This is a genomic window from Companilactobacillus sp. RD055328 (genome assembly GCF_022835675.1).
GTDB lineage: Bacteria > Bacillota > Bacilli > Lactobacillales > Lactobacillaceae > BQUT01.
The window spans coordinates 797,062-815,688 of sequence record NZ_BQUT01000005.1 but is presented as its reverse complement, the minus strand read 5'-3'; the positions used below and the strand labels follow the sequence as shown (position 1 = coordinate 815,688).

Sequence of the window (18,627 nt, the reverse complement as noted above, 5' to 3'; positions counted from 1 at the left end):
TATTAAACAAGTAATTTAAATTGCGTATATTTAGGAGATATTGATGGAAGCAAAAAACAATAATACATCAACTGTTAAAAATATAATCCTAGGTTTTCAACATCTACTTGCCATGTACTCAGGAGATATCTTGATTCCACTGTTGGTTGGTGCATCACTTGGATTTAATGCCACACAAATGACTTATTTAATATCTGCGGATATTTTCATGTGTGGTGTAGCTACACTTTTACAATTGAAGCGTACACCGTTGACAGGTATTGGATTACCAGTCGTGCTTGGTTCAGCGGTTGAATATGTAACACCGCTTCAAAATATTGGTAAGAACCACGGTATTGCTTATATGTATGGTGCTATTATTATTACCGGTATTTGTATTTTTCTTGTTGCTGGTGTCTTTTCGAAGCTTAAACGTTTCTTTCCACCGGTAGTAACAGGTTCATTAATTACTCTAATTGGCTTCACTTTGATTCCGGTAGCTTTTCAAAATATCGGTGGGGGTAATGTTAACGCTCCTGATTTTGGTAATACAACTAATCTTTGGCTTGGTTTCACAACGGTTGCGATAATTGTATGTATCAATATTTTTGGTCAGGGATTTTTGAAACAAATCTCAGTTTTAATTGGAATTGTTGTTATGAGTTTTGTGGCTTTAGCTATTGGAAAGATTGGTCTTGAGCCGGTTAGTACAGCACATTGGTTCCAAATACCTCGTCCATTCTACTTTGCAGCCCCTAAGTTTGAGTGGTCATCTATTTTAGTTATGCTCTTAGCAGCTTTAACTTGTATGATTGAATCAACTGGAGTGTTCTTTGCTTTGGGTGAAATTACGGAACGTGAAATAAGTGAAGAAGATCTAAAAAAAGGATATCGTGCAGAAGGAATTGCTGCGGTATTCGGTGGGATTTTTAATACTTTCCCTTATTCTACATTCTCGCAAAATGTGGGAGTTGTTGAATTATCAGGTATCAAGAGTATTGTTCCGGTGTTCTATTCAGCAGTTATGTTGATGGTTCTAGGATTAATTCCTAAGGTTGGAGCAATTGCAACATTGATTCCGTCTGCAGTTCTTGGTGGGGCAATGTTAGTTATGTTTGGTATTGTTGGTGCTGAAGGTGTCAAAATGCTAAGCAAAATTAAGATGACAAGTAATAATTTATTGATAATTGGTGTTTCAATTGGTTTGGGATTAGGCGTTACCGTTCAACCAACTTTATTACAAGCATTACCAGCAACAGCACAAACTATCCTTAACAATGGATTAGTTGTTGGAAGTTTCACCGCAATTATTTTGAACTTATTCTTAAATGTAATTATGAAAAAAGAAATCGCTTAGTTGCGGTTTCTTTTTTTATGGTTTTATTATTTTTTAATCAAACACTTGCATTAATTTGGTATGGTTGCTATTGTTGTTTTACAATAAGCTTAAATACAGTAATGTGGGGATTGGTATAGTTTAATTATGAAGAAGTTAACAACAAAAGTTATGCACTCGTATTTTCCTAATAAGAATGATATTAAAACTGAGATTATTAATTTATCAGCTATTTTGAATCTGCCTAAGAGTACAGAAGAATTCATGAGTGATATTCATGGCGAGTATAATGCCTTTTCACATATTTTCCGAAACGGATCAGGGAACATTGCACAAAAAATTAATGATCGTTTCAATGGGGAACTAACAGATAAACAGAAAAAAGAACTAGCCTTTCTAATCTATTATCCAAGTGAAATGGTGACAAGGAAGAAACGTCAACTAGATAATTTAGACGAACTTCGTAAATGGTACGAAAGGAATTTTTATTTAGTTATTGAACTATTAAAAGTAGTCAGTCGTAAGTATACACGTTCTAAAGTTCGTAAGGCTTTAGCAGAAGACTTCATATATATTACTGAAGAACTCTTATACACGAATGAAAAAGATATTAATAAAGATGAATACTATAATCAGATTATTGAGAATCTGATTGATTTAAGTATCGCTGATGACTTCATTGTTGAAACTAGTCACAGTATCCAAAGGTTAGTGGTTGACCGATTACATATTATTGGTGACATTTACGATCGTGGTCCACATCCGGATTATATCGTCGACAAATTGTCTAGCCTTAGTCAAGTTGATGTTCAATGGGGTAATCATGATATTCTTTGGCTTGGTGGAGCTTCAGGTTCACCGCTTTGCATCTGTAATCTAATTAGAATTAGTGCTCGTTATAATAACCTATCTATCATTGAAGATAGTTATGGAATTAATCTTCGCCATTTATCAATGTTTGCTGATAAGAATTACACACCTAATCCCGCTTTTGAATCAAAGAGTGATGGCCAAACAGTAATTTCTAGTGAATTGGAGCAAACTAACAAGATTCAACAGGCTATTGCAATTATGCAATTCAAACTCGAAGGACGTGCTATTAATCGTCGGCCAGAGTTTGGTATGGAAGATCGTAAGTTGCTAGATAAGATGAATGAAGACTTCAGTCAAATAACTATAGATGGTGAAACTTATCCAATCACTAATGGATGTTTTCAAACAATCGATAAGAATAATCCGTATGAATTAACTGCAGAAGAACAAGAAATCATGGATGGATTAGTTAAGTCGTTTACTACGTCTAATAAATTACGTAAACATATGGACTTTTTGATAGAAAAAGGAAGTATGTATCTAAAGAATAATGATAATCTATTAATTCATGGTTGTGTACCGGTCAATAATCAAGGTGAGTTTGAATCGTTAGTCATTGATGGTAAGAAGTATGCTGGTAAAGAGTTGTTTGAATTTCTTGAAGATAACCTACGTGCAAGTTATCAAGAACCGGAATGTGTTAATGACCTTGCAACAGATTTGATGTGGTATTTATGGACAGGATCACTATCACCATTGTTTGGTAAACGAGCAATGAAGACTTTCGAACGTTATTTCATTGATAATAAGGATATACAAAAAGAACATAAGAATCCCTATTACAAACTACGTCATGAAGAATGGTTTATTGATAAGATACTAACTGAATTCGGGCTAGATTCTGACAAGGGGCATGTTATTAATGGGCATACTCCAGTTAAGAAAGGTCATTCACCTATCATGGCAAACGGGAAGATGTTCGTTATTGATGGAGGGATGTCTAAACCGTATCAAAAAACCACTGGAATTGGTGGTTATACACTCTTGTCTAATTCGTATGGGTTCCAATTAGTAACACATGAGCCATTTACTACTCGAGACGACGCAATTAAGAACTTGAGTGATATTGTTTCTACAAAAAAAGTTGTAGCACAAGTAGATCATAGAATGAAGGTTGCCGACACAGATATTGGTAGTCAGTTAAAAGAAGAAATCAAAGAATTAAAAGAAGTGTTAGATCAATATTAGTCTCAAACAAAAAGACTAGATAATTTATTATCTAGTCTTTTTATATTTATTTTATCTTAAACTACCAATTTCTATTTCAGTAGAATCACCAACATGTTTTTCTAATTCAGTCTTAATAGTGAATAAGTCTTTATTGAAGATCATTTGTGCAGATTGGCGAGCATTAATGTTGAAAATTGCTACGACGCGCTCTTTTGTTCCTAATGTTAATGGAATCAATGTAATGTGAGCTAACTTCTTATAATCATATACGTTAGAGAAGAAACCACTATTAACGATGCGTTTAGTTCCGATTCCGCCAACTCCATTCATGATACCTGTTGTAAGAAAGGCTGCAATCATGATGATGTATTCAAGTGAATATCCAGAACCGCCAATAATCCAAGTTACTACAATTACTGAAAGGATAATCGGTGTATATTTATATTTAGCTTTTAATGTTATTTGAGATTGCCAATATATATTAAAAGCAGCGCCTGCTATAAAAATTATATCGATAATCCAAATCATTAGACTCATGCTTTCCATAGGAAACACCTCAATTCTTATTGTATATAGCTTACCATCAAGTGTTATAAATGTATATTATTTAGAAAAGTTAAGTTACCCTAACAAAATTGTTTCATTCCTAATAGGTTTAGTGTACTATAGTGAAAGAATAAAATTAAAAGGGGTATTAATATGGCTGAAAAAAAGAAGTTCGTGAAGTATGCTAACGGCCCATCTTTAGAAGAAATCAATGATACTGTTGAAGTTCCTGAAGATGCTAGTTTCTTCAGAACATTACTTGCCTATAGTGGACCCGGTGCATTAGTTGCTGTTGGTTACATGGATCCAGGTAATTGGGTAACATCAATCGCTGGTGGTGCTCAGTTCAAATATAAATTACTAAGTGTTGTTTTAATCTCTAGTTTAGTTGCGATGCTATTGCAGTACATGGCATCTAAAGTAGGTATTGTAACAAACCGTGATTTAGCTCAATTAACGCGTGATCACACAAGTAAACCAGGTGGGTTCTTGTTATGGATAGTTGCGGAATTAGCAATTATGGCTACAGATATTGCCGAAATTATTGGTTCGGCGATTGCTATTAAGTTGTTATTCCACGTACCATTATTAGTCGGTGTTTTAATCACCGCTGCCGATGTTTTACTTCTATTGTTATTAATGAAACTTGGCTTTAGAAAAATCGAAGTTATAGTTGCTATGTTAATTACAGTTATCCTAGGAGTCTTCCTATATGAAGTAATACTTGCTCAACCTAATGTTGGCGAAATGGTTCAAGGTTATATTCCAAGCATTGAAATAACACAAAACCAATCAATGCTATATATTGCATTGGGTATTGTTGGTGCTACAGTTATGCCTCATAATTTGTACTTGCACTCATCAATTTCCCAAGCTCGTAAGTATGATCGTAAAGATGAAAAGAGTGTAGCAACAGCTGTTCGTTTCTCAACTTGGGATTCTAACATCCAATTAACGTTGGCTTTTGTAGTTAACTCATTGTTACTTACTTTAGGAGCTGCATTGTTCTATGGAACAAAAACAGACCTTGGACGTTTAGGTGATTTGTTCAATGCGTTACAAGATCCAGCGGTTGCTGGTTCAATTGCTAGCCCAATGCTAGCTATATTGTTTGCCGTTGCCTTACTTGCCTCAGGTCAAAACTCAACAATCACTGGGACTCTATCAGGACAGATTGTTATGGAAGGTTTCATTCACATGAAGATTCCATTGTGGGCGAGACGTGTGATTACTCGATTGATATCAATTTCACCAGTAATCTTCTTCACAATTTACTACCATGGTAATGAAGCTAAGATTGAAAGTCTTTTGACTTTCTCACAAGTGTTCTTGAGTGTGGCTTTACCATTCTCAATTTTCCCATTGGTATACTTCTCAAGTAGTAAGAAGTTAATGGGTAATTTTGCTAATACGCAACTTGTAAAATGGACAGGTTACATTATTGCTATAATTCTAACAATATTGAATATCTGGTTGATTATCACATCATTTTAAATAATGTTTAGCGTAATATAAAAAAGAGAACGAATTAAAGGATTCGGCTCTCTTTTTTATTTAATTAACAAGAATAATAAGGGGGATAGAAAGAATATACAATGGATAATTTTTTAGAGTTTTACCAGCCGTTTTTTGATTTAAGTAATTGGGGTGCTGTCTTTAATAGTAAAGAGGATTGGATTATTATTATTTCCTTGGTTATCTTGGAATGTATGATGTCTCTTGATAATGCGGTTGTTCTAGCAGCACAAACTAAGATTCTGCCTGACAGGAAAGACCAAGAAAAAGCACTTCTTTACGGATTGTTAGGGGCCTATATATTCCGATTTATTGCAGTTGGAGTTGGTAGTTTCTTAATTCGATTCTGGATTGTAAAAGTTATTGGGGCCGCTTACTTATTATATTTGTCTGTCTCATTTTTCACCAAACGTAATAATGAAGATAACGGTCATAAGCTCTTGCCGGCAATGAGTAAACTATCACTGTTCTGGCGAGTAGTAATATCAATCGAGTTAATGGACATTGCATTTTCTGTTGATTCGGTTCTAGCATCGCTAGCTTTATCAGAGAATCCAATTATCTTGATTCTTGGTGGATTGATAGGAATCCTTGCAATGAGATTAATTGCGGAAGTAATTTCTTCAATTATGAACCGTATTCCAGAGTTGATTGAAGCAGCATATGTTTTGATATTCTTCATTTCTATTAAGCTGTTCTTAACTATTCCAGCTATTGATGTTGAAATACCATCATATCTATTTTTAATTTTTACATTCTTAGTATTTGGTGTAACTTTTGTTATTCATTTCTTAAGAAAAAAGAACTCGAATTAATCGAGTTCTTTTTTTATATATTCAAGTAAGACGACAGCCTGGTTATGTTCAATGTTTTTTGCGCCGAATAAAAGAATGACATCAGGATGTTCTTTAATTAACTGCAAGAAGTCTGAAGTGTAGGGATTTTTTTGCAGCTCTTGAAAGTATTTACTTTTGAACTCGGGAAATTTTTCATCTTCGTGATTGAACCAAGTTCTTAGTTCTTTGGTAGGGGCGATATCTTTTGCCCATAGGTCTAATTTAGCTTTTTGTTTGGAAACTCCTCGAGGCCATATTCGATCAACGAGTATTCTAAATCCAGGTTGATCATAGCTATCGTATATTCGCATGATTTTTGTCATCATAATCACTTCCTTACATTTATAATACCGCAATAATGCTTTTTGTTTAACAATCATACTTTGGCGAACTAAAATATAGGTATAAATAAAAGAAAGGAAGTTTTGGTTATGAAAAATGAAATGATGAATCGGAATAGTGGTATTGGTAGCTGGTTTAATGCACCATTTTTTAATGATTTTGAGGACAGATTTCGTGATTTTGGATCGCTTCCTAGAATTAATATGAAATCAGATCTCTCTGAAGATGATAAGAATTATTTATTGAAGGTTGATTTACCAGGAATGGATAAGAAGGATATAAAACTATCTTATGACAATGATATTTTGACTGTTTCAGGAAAACGTGATAGTTTTGCTGATCATGAAGATAAGGACGGCAATATTTTGATGAGTGAGCGTAGTTCGGGGCAATTTTCAAGAAGTTATCGACTAAGTAATGTTGATGAAGCTGGAATTACTGCTAAATATGATAAGGGAATTTTGCAAGTTACTCTTCCAAAAACTGGCGAAAAAGAAGACGAGCCTAATAAGTTCATCGAAATTGAGTAATTCTTCACAAAAGCTTCAAACTTTAATTAAACGAAATTCAAATCTGGAGGATATAGTATAAATTATAGAAAGTGATTAAAGAGTCCCCTATATACTCTTTAAGAATTTTTATTATATTCTTACTCCTCTATGATATACAAAAAAGACACCTTCCCCGGTGTCTTTTTTTGTTGCATATTTATTCAAAATTAGCAGGAGCAATTCTTGCGTAATATAGAATGTGACGTTGACCAGCTTCAGTTAAGCGATACTTGCTGACACCACAGTTTTTTGGTTGAATGATTTTTGAAATATCATCAACACCAAGAATAACTTTCATCAAAGCACGACTAATGAAACCGTGACATACTAGTGCCACTTTTTTATCATCACCTAATTGACTAATTTCATTAAGCAATTCGTCAATTCTGGCGTAGACGTCTTCGTAATCTTCGGCGTTTTCAGCGTATTCAATATAGTTAGGTAATAAATAGCCATTATTATCAAAAGTTTGAGGGTATTTAGCAAATAATTCTGTTTCAGATTTGCCATCCCAGCTACCATAATCAGCTTCTCTTAGACGTGCATCAGTTTTTACTTCGATACCTGTTGATTCAGTGACGATTTGAGCTGTTTCGTAAGCACGAATTAACGGACTTGAAATAACTTCATCAAAATCTGATAAATCAAAAGATTCTCGTAATTGACTAGCTTGTTGTCTACCTGTAGCATTCAATGGCAAATCAGTTGAATTCCCATTGATGCGTTTTTCTTTGTTTGTATCAGTTTGACCGTGTCTAATAATATATACTTCTACCACAAAAATCACCTCAAATAATATTTAATGCTTCTATTCTACCATGTTGAAGGTTAATAAATCACCGGTAACTCCGATAAGAGCACCATTTAGAATTCCTCCACAACAACTTTTGCGAAGTATTCATCAAATAATGATTTATCTACAAAACCAGTTTTTGGTGACATGGTATTTAACATACCAGTTGTCATAGCGGTTTTAATCGTATCTTCTATGGTTGATTCTTCACTAATTCCGATAGCTAAACCACCAAGGGTTGAATCACCTGAACCAACGGGATTAACAACGTTAATTTTAGGTATTAGTCCCTTATAGAACTTGTCCCCAGCTTTAACAAAAGCACCAGCAGCTCCTAATGAAACAACAATCCATTGAACTCCATCAAAGATAGGATTCATTAAATTATTTTTCAACGCGGTATAGTCAATATCTCCACTAGGACGATCGATATCTAATAGTTGAGCAATTTCAGTTTCGTTTGGCTTGATTAGATATGGTTTTGCTTCTGATTTTAATCCAGCTTCTAAAGAAGCTCCTGAAGTATCGAGTAATACTTTTACACCATAATTATTAGCAATTTTGACTAATTCAGAATAGAAACTACTCTCTAGACCTTTAGGCAAGCTGCCTGACATAGTAACTACTTTGTAGTTTTTGACGATTTGTTCAAAATGATCAAGGAATTTTTGGCGGTCATCAATATTGATTTCAGGACCTGGCTCTAAGATTTCAGTTTGTTTTCCATCGTCATGTAATAGGGCAATAGAATTACGAATTTCAGCGTCTATTTGAACGAAATCGTGTTTAATATCATCTTCGTCTAATTTTGCTTCCAAAAAAGCACCGAAGTTTCCACCGTTATATCCTGATGCTAGTAAGTCTCGTCCCATTAATCTGATAACTCGAGAAACATTTAGCCCTTTACCACCAGCTGTTTTTGATACTTTGCTGACACGATTCACATCGTCAATTTCTAGATGCTCGATAGGGTAAGACATATCAATTGAGGGATTCATTGTTAAAGTTAATATCATTTGTAACACTCCTTATTAATAAATTCATTATTTATTCTTATTAATCACGGTAAAAGCCTTGTGCCCATTTTTTGTTTTCTTCATCGAAGAAATGTTCGTTATCTTTTTGTTCTGGATTAGGCTTAGCGATACTGTCAATTTGTTCGATAAGTGCTTTATTCTTGGCTGATGGTTTATATTCAGCGTTTAAAAAAGCATCAACAATATCGAAGATGAAATCACGACCTAATACAATTCCGCCAAATCCAAGAACGTTAGCGTTTAATTCTTCACGAGCATACTTAGCTTGAGTAACGTTACCAACCATAGCGGCACGAATTCCTTCGTTTTTGTTTGCGGCAGTTGAAATACCAATACCTGTACCACAAAGTACGATTCCTAAGTCTGCACGTCCGTCAGCTACATCCTCAGCTACTCTTTTACCAAACATTGGGTAATGAGTACGTGAGAAATCATGTGTACCTTCATCAATTACTTTATAACCAAGAGATTTTAAGTGATCAGATACTTTAATCTTTACATCTGTAACAATATGATCATTTCCGATAGCAATTGTCATGTGTTTATCAATATCTGGTTCCATAAATTTTGGTTGTGGTCTGTCAGTGTCTAACATAGTTTATCCCTTTAAATCATTTTTTCTAACATATCTAGACGTATTTGATGTCGTCCGGCTGCGTAGTCAGTTTTTAGATAATCAGCAACAATTGATTCGGCTAATCTGTATCCCATAATTCCTGCACCGATAGCGATGGCTTTAGCACCGTTATGTTCAGCAGTCATATGTGCTGTTCTTTCTTCGTTCACGTTGGCAGTAACCATACCTTTGACTTTGTTGCTTGCCATTGCTGAACCAACACCATATTCGTCAAACATTAGAGCTTTTGTAATTCCGTTATCGAGAACTTCTTTTGTAACTGCTAATGATGATTCAACGAAATTTTTAGAAGGTGTTTGACTTACATCAATAACGTCTTGACCGTTGTCGATTAAATATTTTTTTATTTTTTCTTTTAATTCAAAACCAGATTGGTCAGCACCTAAAACTACTTTCATCGTATTCTCCTGTTGTTAAGGCTGAATAATAGCAACCTTTTCTTCGTATTGCTTTCTGAGTGAATTATCCAGCTTGTTATCTGTGATAATTGCGTCTATATCTTTTAAATCCCAAAAGTTAAAGAAGTCAGAATGGTTAAATTTCGAGAAATCAGCGACGATAAATCGGCGATCTGCATTTTCTAAAGCAATTTTTTGCGTGTTTCCCTCTTCAGGACTGGCATTCATAAGAGTGTTACCGTTGATTCCGTTTACACTGACAAATGCTTTGTTAACTCTAAGTTGTTTAAGAGTGTCTGAAGTAATTTGACCAATAAAGGCACCACTTTTATTACGGAATATTCCACCAATAAGAGTTACTTCGTAATCGTGTAATTCGTTGAAAGAATTAAATACGGGAAGACTATTGGTGATAATGCGCATATTTTTTTGAGTACAATACATAGGAACAAACTCGTTAGTTGATCCCGGACCTATGTAGATTGTTTCATCTTCTTTAATCATGGAAGCAACAACTTTAGCAATAGCCTTTTTTTCTTCAACGTTTAGCTTTTTTTTCTGAGTATAGGTTAATTCATTTTTGCTAATGGTTGAAAGTTTACTTTCTGCACCGCCGTGAATGCGAATAATTTGTCCGGTTTTATCAAGTTCTTCTAAATCGCGACGAATTGTCATAGTTGAAACATTTAATTCTTTAACTAATGCTGTCACTGTGATAATACCGTTTTCGTTAACTAATTTAACTATTTTTGATAATCGCTCGTTTTTTAACAGGAAAACCACCCCCTTATCTAAATGTTCGAAAATGTTCTTTTATTTGTAAGTAAAATATATCATAACAAAAAAAGGTGTCAAATTAATGTTGTTGCTAAAATGGCAATGAAAGCGAATTAATTAATAAAGCAAAAGAAATGGAAACGGTTAAATTTGCTTGACTTTAATTTGAAAATGAACAATAATTGTGAGTGTTAAGAGACAATAAATAATCAAAAACGAACATAAATCTTGATTAATTAGAGTCGTAATTAGCAAAATATGGATATTCGAAGAACGATTTTATGGTGGATGCTATTTTGAATGTGCTATAAATATAAAACTAAGGAGTTATTAATCAATGCTTAATGTTACAAGTGGAGTAAAAAAAGGTCTTGAAAAATTATCAGATTCAAATAACGTTATCGGAGCTTTGGCTATCGACCAACGTGGATCATTGAAGAAGATGTTGGCATCAGCTAGTGGTAAGGAAGCTAACGAAACAGATATTGTTGAATTCAAAAAAGTTATTTCAAGTGAATTAACTAAATATGCTTCATCAATTCTGTTGGATCCTGAATATGGATTGCCAGCTGCTAATGTTCGTGATGCAAATGCTGGATTCTTAGCTGCTTATGAAAAGACTGGATACGATGCTACTGAACCTGGACGTCTTCCTGACATCTTGGATGTTTGGTCTGTTAAACGTTTAAAAGCAGAAGGTGCAGATGCTATTAAGTTCCTTCTTTACTATGATGTAGATGAATCAGAAGAGATTAACAACAGAAAACATGCATTTATGGAACGTATTGGATCAGAATGTGAAGCAGAAGATATGCCGTTCTTCCTTGAACTTGTTTCATATGATGCAAATATGGACGATGTTAACTCAGCTGAATATGCTAAAGTTAAACCTCACAAAGTTATTGAAGCTATGAAAGAATTTTCAAAACCTCAATATAATGTAACTGTTCTAAAAGTAGAAGTTCCAGTTAACCAAAAATTTGTTGAAGGCTTTAACGGCGACAACGAAGTTGTTTACACACAAGAAGAAGCATCTAAGTTATACAAAGAACAAAGTGATGCAACACAACTTCCATTCATCTTCTTAAGTGCTGGTGTTACACCTGAATTGTTCCAAAAAGAATTAGTATTTGCTAAAGAAGCTGGATCAACATTTAATGGTGTTCTATGTGGACGTGCAACTTGGAAACCTGGAATTGAACCATTTGCTAAAGATGGTGAAGAAGCTGGTCGTCAATGGATGGGCACACAAGGTAAGAAGAATATCGAAGAATTAAATGAAGTTTTAGCTAAGACTGCAACTCCATGGACAACAAAAATTAAGTAGAGTATGATAACTTACTTTTGAAATAAAAAACCACGAAATCAAAATGATTTCGTGGTTTTTTTATTTATTAATTTTAAACTAATTATTTTTTCTTGTTTTTATTTTGTTCAACTCTATCTTTGATTGTAACTACGTATAGAGCATAGACGGTTACAAGTGAAGCGATACCGATTGTTACTGAATTGTGAATGAAATATTGTAGCAAGTTTACAACTATTACAATAATAGCCCAAATGAAAATTTTGTTACGTCGTTTCTTTTCGTTTATATCCATAAGTTAGTTACCGTCCTTTACTGCTATTTTACCATTTATCATTGACAGGTACTAATTTACTATGTATTATTAGTAAAAATAATAAACCTTTAATTGAGTCCTGTGAGGCTCACAAGGTAGTCATAAGTAATAGACTAACTCTATTTAAGTAAACCTAGAGACCTTCTAACCTCACACGGATTAGCGGGTCTTTTTTTATTGGAAAGAGGAAGTACTATGAAAAGTAATATTGTTTTAGATGTTCATGATCGTCCCAGACCAATGCAGTGGTTAGGATTATCAATACAGCACTTATTTGCTATGTTTGGTTCAACGGTTTTAGTCCCCATCTTAGTTGGTTTGAACCCGGGAATTGCATTATTTAGTTCTGGAGTTGGAACATTGATGCATATCTTGGTAACCAAAGGAAAAATTCCGTCTTACATGAGTTCTAGCTTTGCTTTTATAACTCCGATGATTGCCTTAATGAAGACGGTAGGTTATCCGGCAATTGCTCAAGGAACAATTGCTGTTGGAGTTGTATATTTATTAGTTGCTATTTTGGTTGGATTTTTGGGTACAGGTTGGATTGATAAGGCGTTGCCACCAATTGTAGTTGGCCCAATAATCATGGTAATTGGATTATCACTAGCAGGTAATGCTGGTAAAGATGCAACTATGAATAATGGACACTATGACATTCGATTCTTTATTGTCGCTTTTGCAACTTTGTTTATCACAATTATGTTCAATATGTTGTTGAAAGGTTTTGCTAGTCAAATTTCAATTTTAATCGGGGTATTCTGCGGATATATTATTGCACTGGCTTTTGGGTTGGTAGATTTTACAGCGGTAATTAATACTCCTTGGTTTAAAACGCCCGATTTTCAAGTCCCTTTTGTTTCTTATCAACCACAAATTTACTGGGGAGCAATTCTTGGTATGGCACCCATAGCATTCGTTACTATGACAGAACATATGGGACACATTATGGTTTTGAACGAATTAACTGGTAAGAATTTCTTGAAAGACCCAGGTCTTAATAAAACTTTAGCTGGTGATGGTGCAGCTTCGATAGTGGCTGGTTTAATTGGTGGGCCTTCAATTACCTCTTATGGTGAAAATATTGGAGTAATGGCAATTAACAAAATCTACAGTGTCTATGTGATTATTGGTGCAGCTATTTTTGCGATGATATTTGGATTTGTTGGGAAACTAAGTGCTTTGATTCAGAGTATCCCTTTACCAGTAATCGGGGGGATAAGTTTTCTGCTCTTCGGTGTAATTGCTTCTAGTGGTTTGAGAATTTTAGTTGATAATCAAGTCGACTTTAATAAGAATCGTAATTTAATGATTGCCTCTTCAGTACTTGTTATTGGTATCGGTAATGCATTTTTACAAATTGGAGATTTTCAATTTTCTGGTGTAGCGGTAGCAACTATTGTTGGAATGCTATTGAATGCAGTCTTGCCACAAAATGCTCGTAGCGAAAAACAATAATGTTCGTATTTTAATATGAATATATTTATTAAACTTTAAAAATATATAAATTAATGTTAAATACGAACATTTACCTCTAAAATGTAAAAATTATATTGATTTATTCTGTAGTTGTTGGTTATAATTATAAAAAATAGGAGGAACAACATGAAAAAAATTATTTCGCTATTATCTGTAATGTTCATATCTATATTAGTATTATCAGGGTGCGGCAATGGAAACTCAGCCAGCTCTAAAAAATCACAACACACTGTCGCATTGGTAACTGACGGTGGCGGAATTGATGATAAGTCTTTCCAACAATCTGCTTGGGAAGGACTACAAGCATGGGGTAAGAGCCATAATCTTAAAAAAGGTGTTGATGGATATAACTATGCACAGTCAGCATCTGATCAAGACTTTGGACCTAATATTAATAAACTAGTAAAAGCTAATTACGGAACAATTTTTGGAATAGGTTACAAACTAACTAATTCAATTAATCAAGCTGCAAAACAAAATCCAAAGGTTAACTTTGTAATTGTTGATGATATTGCAAAAACACGTAAAAATGTTACATCAGTTAAATTCAAAACTGAACAATCATCATTTTTAGCAGGGGTTGCTGCTGCTAAAACAACAAAAACCAAAAAAGTTGGATTTGTTGGTGGTATTGATAGTGATGTTGTAACAACATTCAAGACAGGATTTATTGCCGGTGTTAAAGCGGTGGATCCATCAATTGAAGTCGATGTTAAATATGCTGGATCATTCTCTAAAGCTGATGTTGGACAATCTTTAACAACAGCTATGATTAATAATAATGAAGATGTAATTTTCCATGCTGCAGGTGGAACAGGTGCAGGAGTATTTACTGCAGCCAAGAATTCTGCTAAAAATGGTAAAAAAGTTTGGGTAATCGGTGTTGATTCTGACCAAAAAGCTGATGGTAAATACTCAGGTGGTAATGTAACACTTGCTTCAGCTGTTAAGGGTGTTGATAGCGCAGTTAAAGATATTTCTAACAAAGCTATGAATGGTAAATTCCCTGGTGGAAAAGTTATTACTTTTGACTTGAAGAGTAAAGGTGTTGCATTGGTTAACGATAATATGCCTGAATCAACATGGAAAGTTGTACAAGATTACCAAAAGAAAATTGAAAATGGTGAAATCACAGTTTCTCCTAAATAAGTTCGAATTACCAATAAAAAGGATGGAGCATGACTAGTGCTTCATCCTTTTTTATCAGTGGAGATGAGTATGGAAGAAAAAGTAATTGAGATAAAAAATATCACTAAAAAATTTGGTGATTTTGTTGCAAATGACAAGATTACTCTGGATCTGTATCGTGGTGAAATATTAGCGCTATTGGGTGAAAATGGTGCGGGTAAATCAACATTAATGGGCATGTTATCCGGAATTAATCGTCCAACATCTGGAATAATTAAAGTTCATGGACAAAAAGTACAGATTCAAAATCCAAGAGTTTCTAATGACTTAGGTATTGGTATGGTATATCAGCATTTCATGCAAGTCCCAGTTTTTACAGTATTAGAAAATATTATTCTTGGAAGTGAACCAATAGTTCGTGGGCGAATTGATTATAAAAAAGCCACAAAAGAAGTTGAAGAAATCATTGAAAAATATAATTTGAATATTTCTTTAAAAGAAAAAGTTGAGAATATCTCGGTTGGGATGCAACAACGTGTTGAAATTATTAAGGCTCTATATCGAAAAGCTAACGTTATCATTTTTGATGAGCCAACAGCGGCTTTAACTCCACAAGAAATTGATGAATTGTTAGTCATCTTTAAAAAATTATGTGATGAAGGAAAATCAATCATCTTCATTACTCACAAGCTAAAAGAGATTAAACAAACTGCCGACCGTTGTGCAGTAATTCGGGCTGGTAAAATCATTGATATAGTTGATGTACAAAATACCAGTGAAGAGCAGTTAGCTGAAGCGATGATTGGCCATAAAATCATGGAAGAAACAAAAAAAGTGGATCATGATTATGGGAACAATGTGTTGAATATTAAAGAATTAGCACTTCGTAAGCATCAAGATTTAGTTAGCTTACAAGTTGCAGCTGGTGAAATTGTCGGTATTGCTGGTGTTGACGGTAATGGCCAAAACGAGTTAGTAGAGTTCATTTCTGGACTTAAGAAGTTTAACAAAGGCGATATTGAAATTGTCGGTTCAAAAGTAAAATCAAAGAGCATTCGTGAGATTAATGAATTAGGCTTTGGGTTTATTCCTGAAGATCGACAAAAAACAGGGTTAGTTTTACCGTTTACAGTTGCAAATAACTTAGCTCTCAAAACATTTTATCAACCACAGTTCAGTAGTTTTGGGTGGCTAAATAATAATGCGATAAATTCATATGCTAAAAAACTAATCTCGCAATTTGATATAAGGACTCGCTCAGAAAAGACACTTGTTGAAGATCTATCTGGAGGGAATCAACAAAAAGTTGTCGTTGCTCGAGAAGTGGCTAATCATCCGAAGTTATTAGTAGCCGTTAACCCCACTCGTGGGGTGGATATTGGTGCTAGTGAGTATATCCATGAACAAATAATTGAACAAAGAAATTCTGGTTGTGGAGTTTTACTTATTAGTTTTGAATTAGATGAAATTTTGAAATTGTCTGATCGAATTCTAGTTATGAGTGATGGAAAAATCGTTGGAGAGGTTAATCCAACAGAAACCACAAGTGAAGAACTAGGATTACTAATGGCAGGTGAAAATAATGAATAATATTTTAACTAAATTACGTATTAATAGAATAGTTGTGTTGTCATTTTTGGCTGTAATTGCAGGATTTATAGTTGGTGGAATTATCATGTTGATTTTTGGTTATTCCCCAACAGAGAACTATTTAAATCTATTCAGAGGATCATTTGGTGATATATATTCATTTGGCGAAACGCTGAGAAATGCAACGCCGTTGATTTTAACAGCTCTAGGTTTTTCTGTAGCTAGTAAAGCTGGCATGTTTAATGTTGGCGGATCCGGTCAATTACTATTAGGGTGGATGGGTGCGATTACTTTTGCATTGAAGTTCTCATTTTTACCAGGGCCAGTATTAATTATCGGCTCAATACTAACTGGAGCAATCTTTGGAGCGGTGTATTCGGGAATTGCAGGATTATTAAAAGCATATTTTGGTACAAGTGAAGTTATAACTACAATTATGATGAATTATGTCGCATTTTATTTTGTTAACTTTGCAGTTAAGAAATATTTAGCCGAACATAATTCAGATGCATCACCTAATATTCTTCCTAAAGCAAGTCTACGTTCACCAATGTTAGAAGGGTTAACTAATAACTCGACATTTCATTGGGGGTTTGTAATTGCATTAGTAATGGCGTTTCTAATGTACTTATATTTGAACAAAATGAAACAAGGATTTGAAATTAAATCTGTTGGTATTAACGAAGAAGCAGCACGTTATTCAGGAATCAGCACAAAAAAAGTTATTATCATTTCCATGTTGTTATCCGGATTACTCGCAGGAATCGGTGGTGCAGTTGATGGGTTAGGTAACTATCAAAATATTTCTGTATCTACTGTTTTGCCTGATATTGGATTTAATGGGATGGCAGTATCATTACTTGCTAATCAAAATCCCATAGGAATAATTTTTGCGTCAATTTTATTTTCTTCCTTACAAGTAGGTGGTCTTAGTATTTCGGTATATTCTGATACACCGCCAGAAATAGTTAATATTGTGATTTCTTCAATTATTTTCTTTGTTGGAGTGAAGTATCTCTTTGAGTTCATACTTAAAAGAAAGGAGACAAACTAATGGATATCTCAGTAATTTTAGTTACGGTATTTTCAACTACACTAATTTATTCTGCGCCTTTAATTCTGACAGCTCTTGGCGGAACATTTTCAGAACGTGGTGGAATAATTAATGTTGGATTAGAAGGGATTATGATTGTTGGGGCATTCAGTAGTGTTGTTTTCACCCTTAAATGTTCATCGATTTTTGGTAGTATTACACCTTGGATTGCTTTATTAATCGGTGGGATTATTGGAGCAATATTCTCCTTGATACATGGTGTGGCTACTGTTAGTTTACGAGCTAACCACATTATCAGTGGGACAGTAATTAATTTATTAGCACCGGCACTATGTGTGTTCTTAACACGAATAATATTTTCGGGCAAAGGGCAAACACCTGTTATTAATCAGAGTATAGGAAGTTATACATTTCCGGTATTGGCAGATATTCCAATAATCGGAAAGATGTTTTTCACAAAGACATCATTAGTTGCCTATCTAGCCATCGTTATAGGTATTATTTGTTGGTATGTTTTGTATAAAACTAAGTTCGGCTTAAGACTTAGATCTGTAGGTGAGAATCCTCATGCCGCTGAAACTTTAGGAATCAGTGTTCAAGGCTATCGATATTCAGGGGTTGTTATCTCTGGTCTTTTAGGTGGTATTGGTGGAGCGATAATGGCACAATCTATTACTCTAAATTTCAGTGCTACTACAATTGCTGGTCAAGGATTTATGGCTTTGGCAGCAATGATTTTTGGTAAGTGGAATCCAATTGGGGCCACTTTAGCCGCGATATTCTTTGGGCTTGCCCAAAGTTTACCAATCATTAGTGGATACTTACCATTATTTGCCAATGTAGATACTATTTGGTTCCAAATTGCACCTTATGTAATCACTATTGTTGTATTAACGCTGTTCTTTGGTAAAGCAGTAGCGCCAGCTGCTGATGGAGAAACGTATATTCCGGCTAAATAAAAAGC

At 34.3% G+C, this 18,627-nt stretch carries 19 protein-coding genes; 11 read left to right on the top strand and 8 right to left on the bottom strand.

The genetic code is table 11. From position 1 onward, the window contains the following. Positions 1 to 43 precede the first annotated feature (43 nt). The gene (locus RD055328_RS06315) at positions 44 to 1,336 is read left to right on the top strand and encodes a nucleobase:cation symporter-2 family protein (protein ID WP_244087946.1); all 1,293 of its coding nucleotides are present in this window, start codon (positions 44 to 46) and stop codon (positions 1,334 to 1,336) included. Between the two features lie 126 nt (positions 1,337 to 1,462). Further along, positions 1,463 to 3,376, top strand: a complete 1,914-nt coding sequence (locus RD055328_RS06310; protein WP_244087945.1) for a fructose-1,6-bisphosphatase — start codon at positions 1,463 to 1,465, stop codon at positions 3,374 to 3,376. 51 nt (positions 3,377 to 3,427) lie between these two features. Here RD055328_RS06310 and RD055328_RS06305 read toward each other — a convergent pair whose 3' ends face one another. Then, positions 3,428 to 3,904 (bottom strand): hypothetical protein, encoded by a 477-nt coding sequence (locus tag RD055328_RS06305; RefSeq protein WP_244087944.1) that lies wholly within the window; start codon positions 3,902 to 3,904, stop codon positions 3,428 to 3,430. Positions 3,905 to 4,057: 153 nt separating this feature from the next. On the opposite strand from RD055328_RS06305, the gene RD055328_RS06300 reads away from it, so the two are divergent. Then, positions 4,058 to 5,398 carry an Nramp family divalent metal transporter gene (locus RD055328_RS06300; RefSeq protein WP_244087943.1) on the top strand — a complete coding sequence of 447 codons (1,341 nt, stop codon included), beginning with the start codon at positions 4,058 to 4,060 and terminating at the stop codon, positions 5,396 to 5,398. A gap of 101 nt (positions 5,399 to 5,499) precedes the next feature. Then, on the top strand, positions 5,500 to 6,234 hold the full coding sequence (locus RD055328_RS06295) for a hypothetical protein (protein WP_244087942.1): 735 nt from the start codon (positions 5,500 to 5,502) through the stop codon (positions 6,232 to 6,234). Here RD055328_RS06295 and RD055328_RS06290 read toward each other — a convergent pair. After that, positions 6,231 to 6,581: a DUF488 domain-containing protein gene (locus RD055328_RS06290; protein WP_375708070.1), complete on the bottom strand. Its 351-nt coding sequence runs from the start codon at positions 6,579 to 6,581 to the stop codon at positions 6,231 to 6,233. The genes RD055328_RS06295 and RD055328_RS06290 overlap by 4 nt on opposite strands. 105 nt (positions 6,582 to 6,686) lie before the next feature. On the opposite strand from RD055328_RS06290, the gene RD055328_RS06285 reads away from it, so the two are divergent. Beyond that, positions 6,687 to 7,127 carry an Hsp20/alpha crystallin family protein gene (locus tag RD055328_RS06285; protein WP_244087941.1) on the top strand — a complete coding sequence of 147 codons (441 nt, stop codon included), beginning with the start codon at positions 6,687 to 6,689 and terminating at the stop codon, positions 7,125 to 7,127. 178 nt (positions 7,128 to 7,305) lie between these two features. Here the strand turns inward: RD055328_RS06285 and RD055328_RS06280 are convergent, their stop codons facing one another. The 5 genes from RD055328_RS06280 to RD055328_RS06260 all read right to left on the bottom strand — a co-directional run bounded on the left by RD055328_RS06280 (position 7,306) and on the right by RD055328_RS06260 (position 10,796). Next, positions 7,306 to 7,926 carry a histidine phosphatase family protein gene (locus RD055328_RS06280; RefSeq protein ID WP_244087940.1) on the bottom strand — a complete coding sequence of 207 codons (621 nt, stop codon included), beginning with the start codon at positions 7,924 to 7,926 and terminating at the stop codon, positions 7,306 to 7,308. Positions 7,927 to 8,012: 86 nt separating this feature from the next. Continuing rightward, a complete protein-coding gene (locus RD055328_RS06275) occupies positions 8,013 to 8,957 on the bottom strand; it encodes a hexose kinase (protein WP_244087939.1) in 945 nt (314 codons plus the stop codon). A 40-nt stretch (positions 8,958 to 8,997) separates the two neighbouring features. After that, a complete protein-coding gene (lacB, locus tag RD055328_RS06270; protein WP_244088154.1) occupies positions 8,998 to 9,516 on the bottom strand; it encodes a galactose-6-phosphate isomerase subunit LacB in 519 nt (172 codons plus the stop codon). A gap of 68 nt (positions 9,517 to 9,584) precedes the next feature. After that, positions 9,585 to 10,013 carry a galactose-6-phosphate isomerase subunit LacA gene (gene lacA / locus RD055328_RS06265; RefSeq protein ID WP_244087938.1) on the bottom strand — a complete coding sequence of 143 codons (429 nt, stop codon included), beginning with the start codon at positions 10,011 to 10,013 and terminating at the stop codon, positions 9,585 to 9,587. A gap of 15 nt (positions 10,014 to 10,028) precedes the next feature. After that, the gene (locus RD055328_RS06260) at positions 10,029 to 10,796 is read right to left on the bottom strand and encodes a DeoR/GlpR family DNA-binding transcription regulator (RefSeq protein WP_244087937.1); all 768 of its coding nucleotides are present in this window, start codon (positions 10,794 to 10,796) and stop codon (positions 10,029 to 10,031) included. A gap of 331 nt (positions 10,797 to 11,127) precedes the next feature. Here RD055328_RS06260 and lacD point away from each other — a divergent pair, with 331 nt between their 5' ends. Beyond that, positions 11,128 to 12,117, top strand: a complete 990-nt coding sequence (lacD, locus tag RD055328_RS06255; RefSeq protein WP_244087936.1) for a tagatose-bisphosphate aldolase — start codon at positions 11,128 to 11,130, stop codon at positions 12,115 to 12,117. Positions 12,118 to 12,199: 82 nt separating this feature from the next. Here lacD and RD055328_RS06250 read toward each other — a convergent pair whose 3' ends face one another. After that, a complete protein-coding gene (locus RD055328_RS06250; protein ID WP_244087935.1) occupies positions 12,200 to 12,391 on the bottom strand; it encodes a hypothetical protein in 192 nt (63 codons plus the stop codon). 216 nt (positions 12,392 to 12,607) lie between these two features. On the opposite strand from RD055328_RS06250, the gene RD055328_RS06245 reads away from it, so the two are divergent. The 5 genes from RD055328_RS06245 to RD055328_RS06225 all read left to right on the top strand — a co-directional run bounded on the left by RD055328_RS06245 (position 12,608) and on the right by RD055328_RS06225 (position 18,622). Next, a complete protein-coding gene (locus tag RD055328_RS06245; RefSeq protein WP_244087934.1) occupies positions 12,608 to 13,870 on the top strand; it encodes a solute carrier family 23 protein in 1,263 nt (420 codons plus the stop codon). 147 nt (positions 13,871 to 14,017) lie between these two features. Further along, positions 14,018 to 15,040, top strand: coding sequence for a BMP family protein (locus RD055328_RS06240; RefSeq protein WP_244087933.1), 1,023 nt, complete (start codon positions 14,018 to 14,020; stop codon positions 15,038 to 15,040). 63 nt (positions 15,041 to 15,103) lie between these two features. Then, positions 15,104 to 16,609 (top strand): ABC transporter ATP-binding protein, encoded by a 1,506-nt coding sequence (locus RD055328_RS06235; RefSeq protein WP_375708074.1) that lies wholly within the window; start codon positions 15,104 to 15,106, stop codon positions 16,607 to 16,609. Then, the gene (locus RD055328_RS06230; protein WP_244087931.1) at positions 16,602 to 17,663 is read left to right on the top strand and encodes an ABC transporter permease; all 1,062 of its coding nucleotides are present in this window, start codon (positions 16,602 to 16,604) and stop codon (positions 17,661 to 17,663) included. The genes RD055328_RS06235 and RD055328_RS06230 overlap by 8 nt, the downstream gene beginning before the upstream one ends. Continuing rightward, complete coding sequence (locus RD055328_RS06225) at positions 17,663 to 18,622, top strand: ABC transporter permease (RefSeq protein ID WP_244087930.1); 960 nt, start codon at positions 17,663 to 17,665, stop codon at positions 18,620 to 18,622. Before RD055328_RS06230 ends, RD055328_RS06225 begins: the two co-directional genes overlap by 1 nt. The last annotated feature ends 5 nt before the right edge of the window (positions 18,623 to 18,627 follow it).

What these genes read in the sequence shown, in the direction of transcription:
- RD055328_RS06315 (WP_244087946.1), top strand. Translation starts at nt 44, where the DNA reads ATGGAAGCAAAAAACAATAATACATCAACTGTTAAAAATATAATCCTA.
- RD055328_RS06310 (WP_244087945.1), top strand. Translation starts at nt 1,463, where the DNA reads ATGAAGAAGTTAACAACAAAAGTTATGCACTCGTATTTTCCTAATAAG.
- RD055328_RS06305 (WP_244087944.1), bottom strand. Translation starts at nt 3,904, where the DNA reads ATGGAAAGCATGAGTCTAATGATTTGGATTATCGATATAATTTTTATA.
- RD055328_RS06300 (WP_244087943.1), top strand. Translation starts at nt 4,058, where the DNA reads ATGGCTGAAAAAAAGAAGTTCGTGAAGTATGCTAACGGCCCATCTTTA.
- RD055328_RS06295 (WP_244087942.1), top strand. Translation starts at nt 5,500, where the DNA reads ATGGATAATTTTTTAGAGTTTTACCAGCCGTTTTTTGATTTAAGTAAT.
- RD055328_RS06290 (WP_375708070.1), bottom strand. Translation starts at nt 6,581, where the DNA reads ATGATGACAAAAATCATGCGAATATACGATAGCTATGATCAACCTGGA.
- RD055328_RS06285 (WP_244087941.1), top strand. Translation starts at nt 6,687, where the DNA reads ATGAAAAATGAAATGATGAATCGGAATAGTGGTATTGGTAGCTGGTTT.
- RD055328_RS06275 (WP_244087939.1), bottom strand. Translation starts at nt 8,957, where the DNA reads ATGATATTAACTTTAACAATGAATCCCTCAATTGATATGTCTTACCCT.
- lacB (WP_244088154.1), bottom strand. Translation starts at nt 9,516, where the DNA reads ATGACAATTGCTATCGGAAATGATCATATTGTTACAGATGTAAAGATT.
- lacA (WP_244087938.1), bottom strand. Translation starts at nt 10,013, where the DNA reads ATGAAAGTAGTTTTAGGTGCTGACCAATCTGGTTTTGAATTAAAAGAA.
- lacD (WP_244087936.1), top strand. Translation starts at nt 11,128, where the DNA reads ATGCTTAATGTTACAAGTGGAGTAAAAAAAGGTCTTGAAAAATTATCA.
- RD055328_RS06250 (WP_244087935.1), bottom strand. Translation starts at nt 12,391, where the DNA reads ATGGATATAAACGAAAAGAAACGACGTAACAAAATTTTCATTTGGGCT.
- RD055328_RS06245 (WP_244087934.1), top strand. Translation starts at nt 12,608, where the DNA reads ATGAAAAGTAATATTGTTTTAGATGTTCATGATCGTCCCAGACCAATG.
- RD055328_RS06240 (WP_244087933.1), top strand. Translation starts at nt 14,018, where the DNA reads ATGAAAAAAATTATTTCGCTATTATCTGTAATGTTCATATCTATATTA.
- RD055328_RS06235 (WP_375708074.1), top strand. Translation starts at nt 15,104, where the DNA reads ATGAGTATGGAAGAAAAAGTAATTGAGATAAAAAATATCACTAAAAAA.
- RD055328_RS06230 (WP_244087931.1), top strand. Translation starts at nt 16,602, where the DNA reads ATGAATAATATTTTAACTAAATTACGTATTAATAGAATAGTTGTGTTG.
- RD055328_RS06225 (WP_244087930.1), top strand. Translation starts at nt 17,663, where the DNA reads ATGGATATCTCAGTAATTTTAGTTACGGTATTTTCAACTACACTAATT.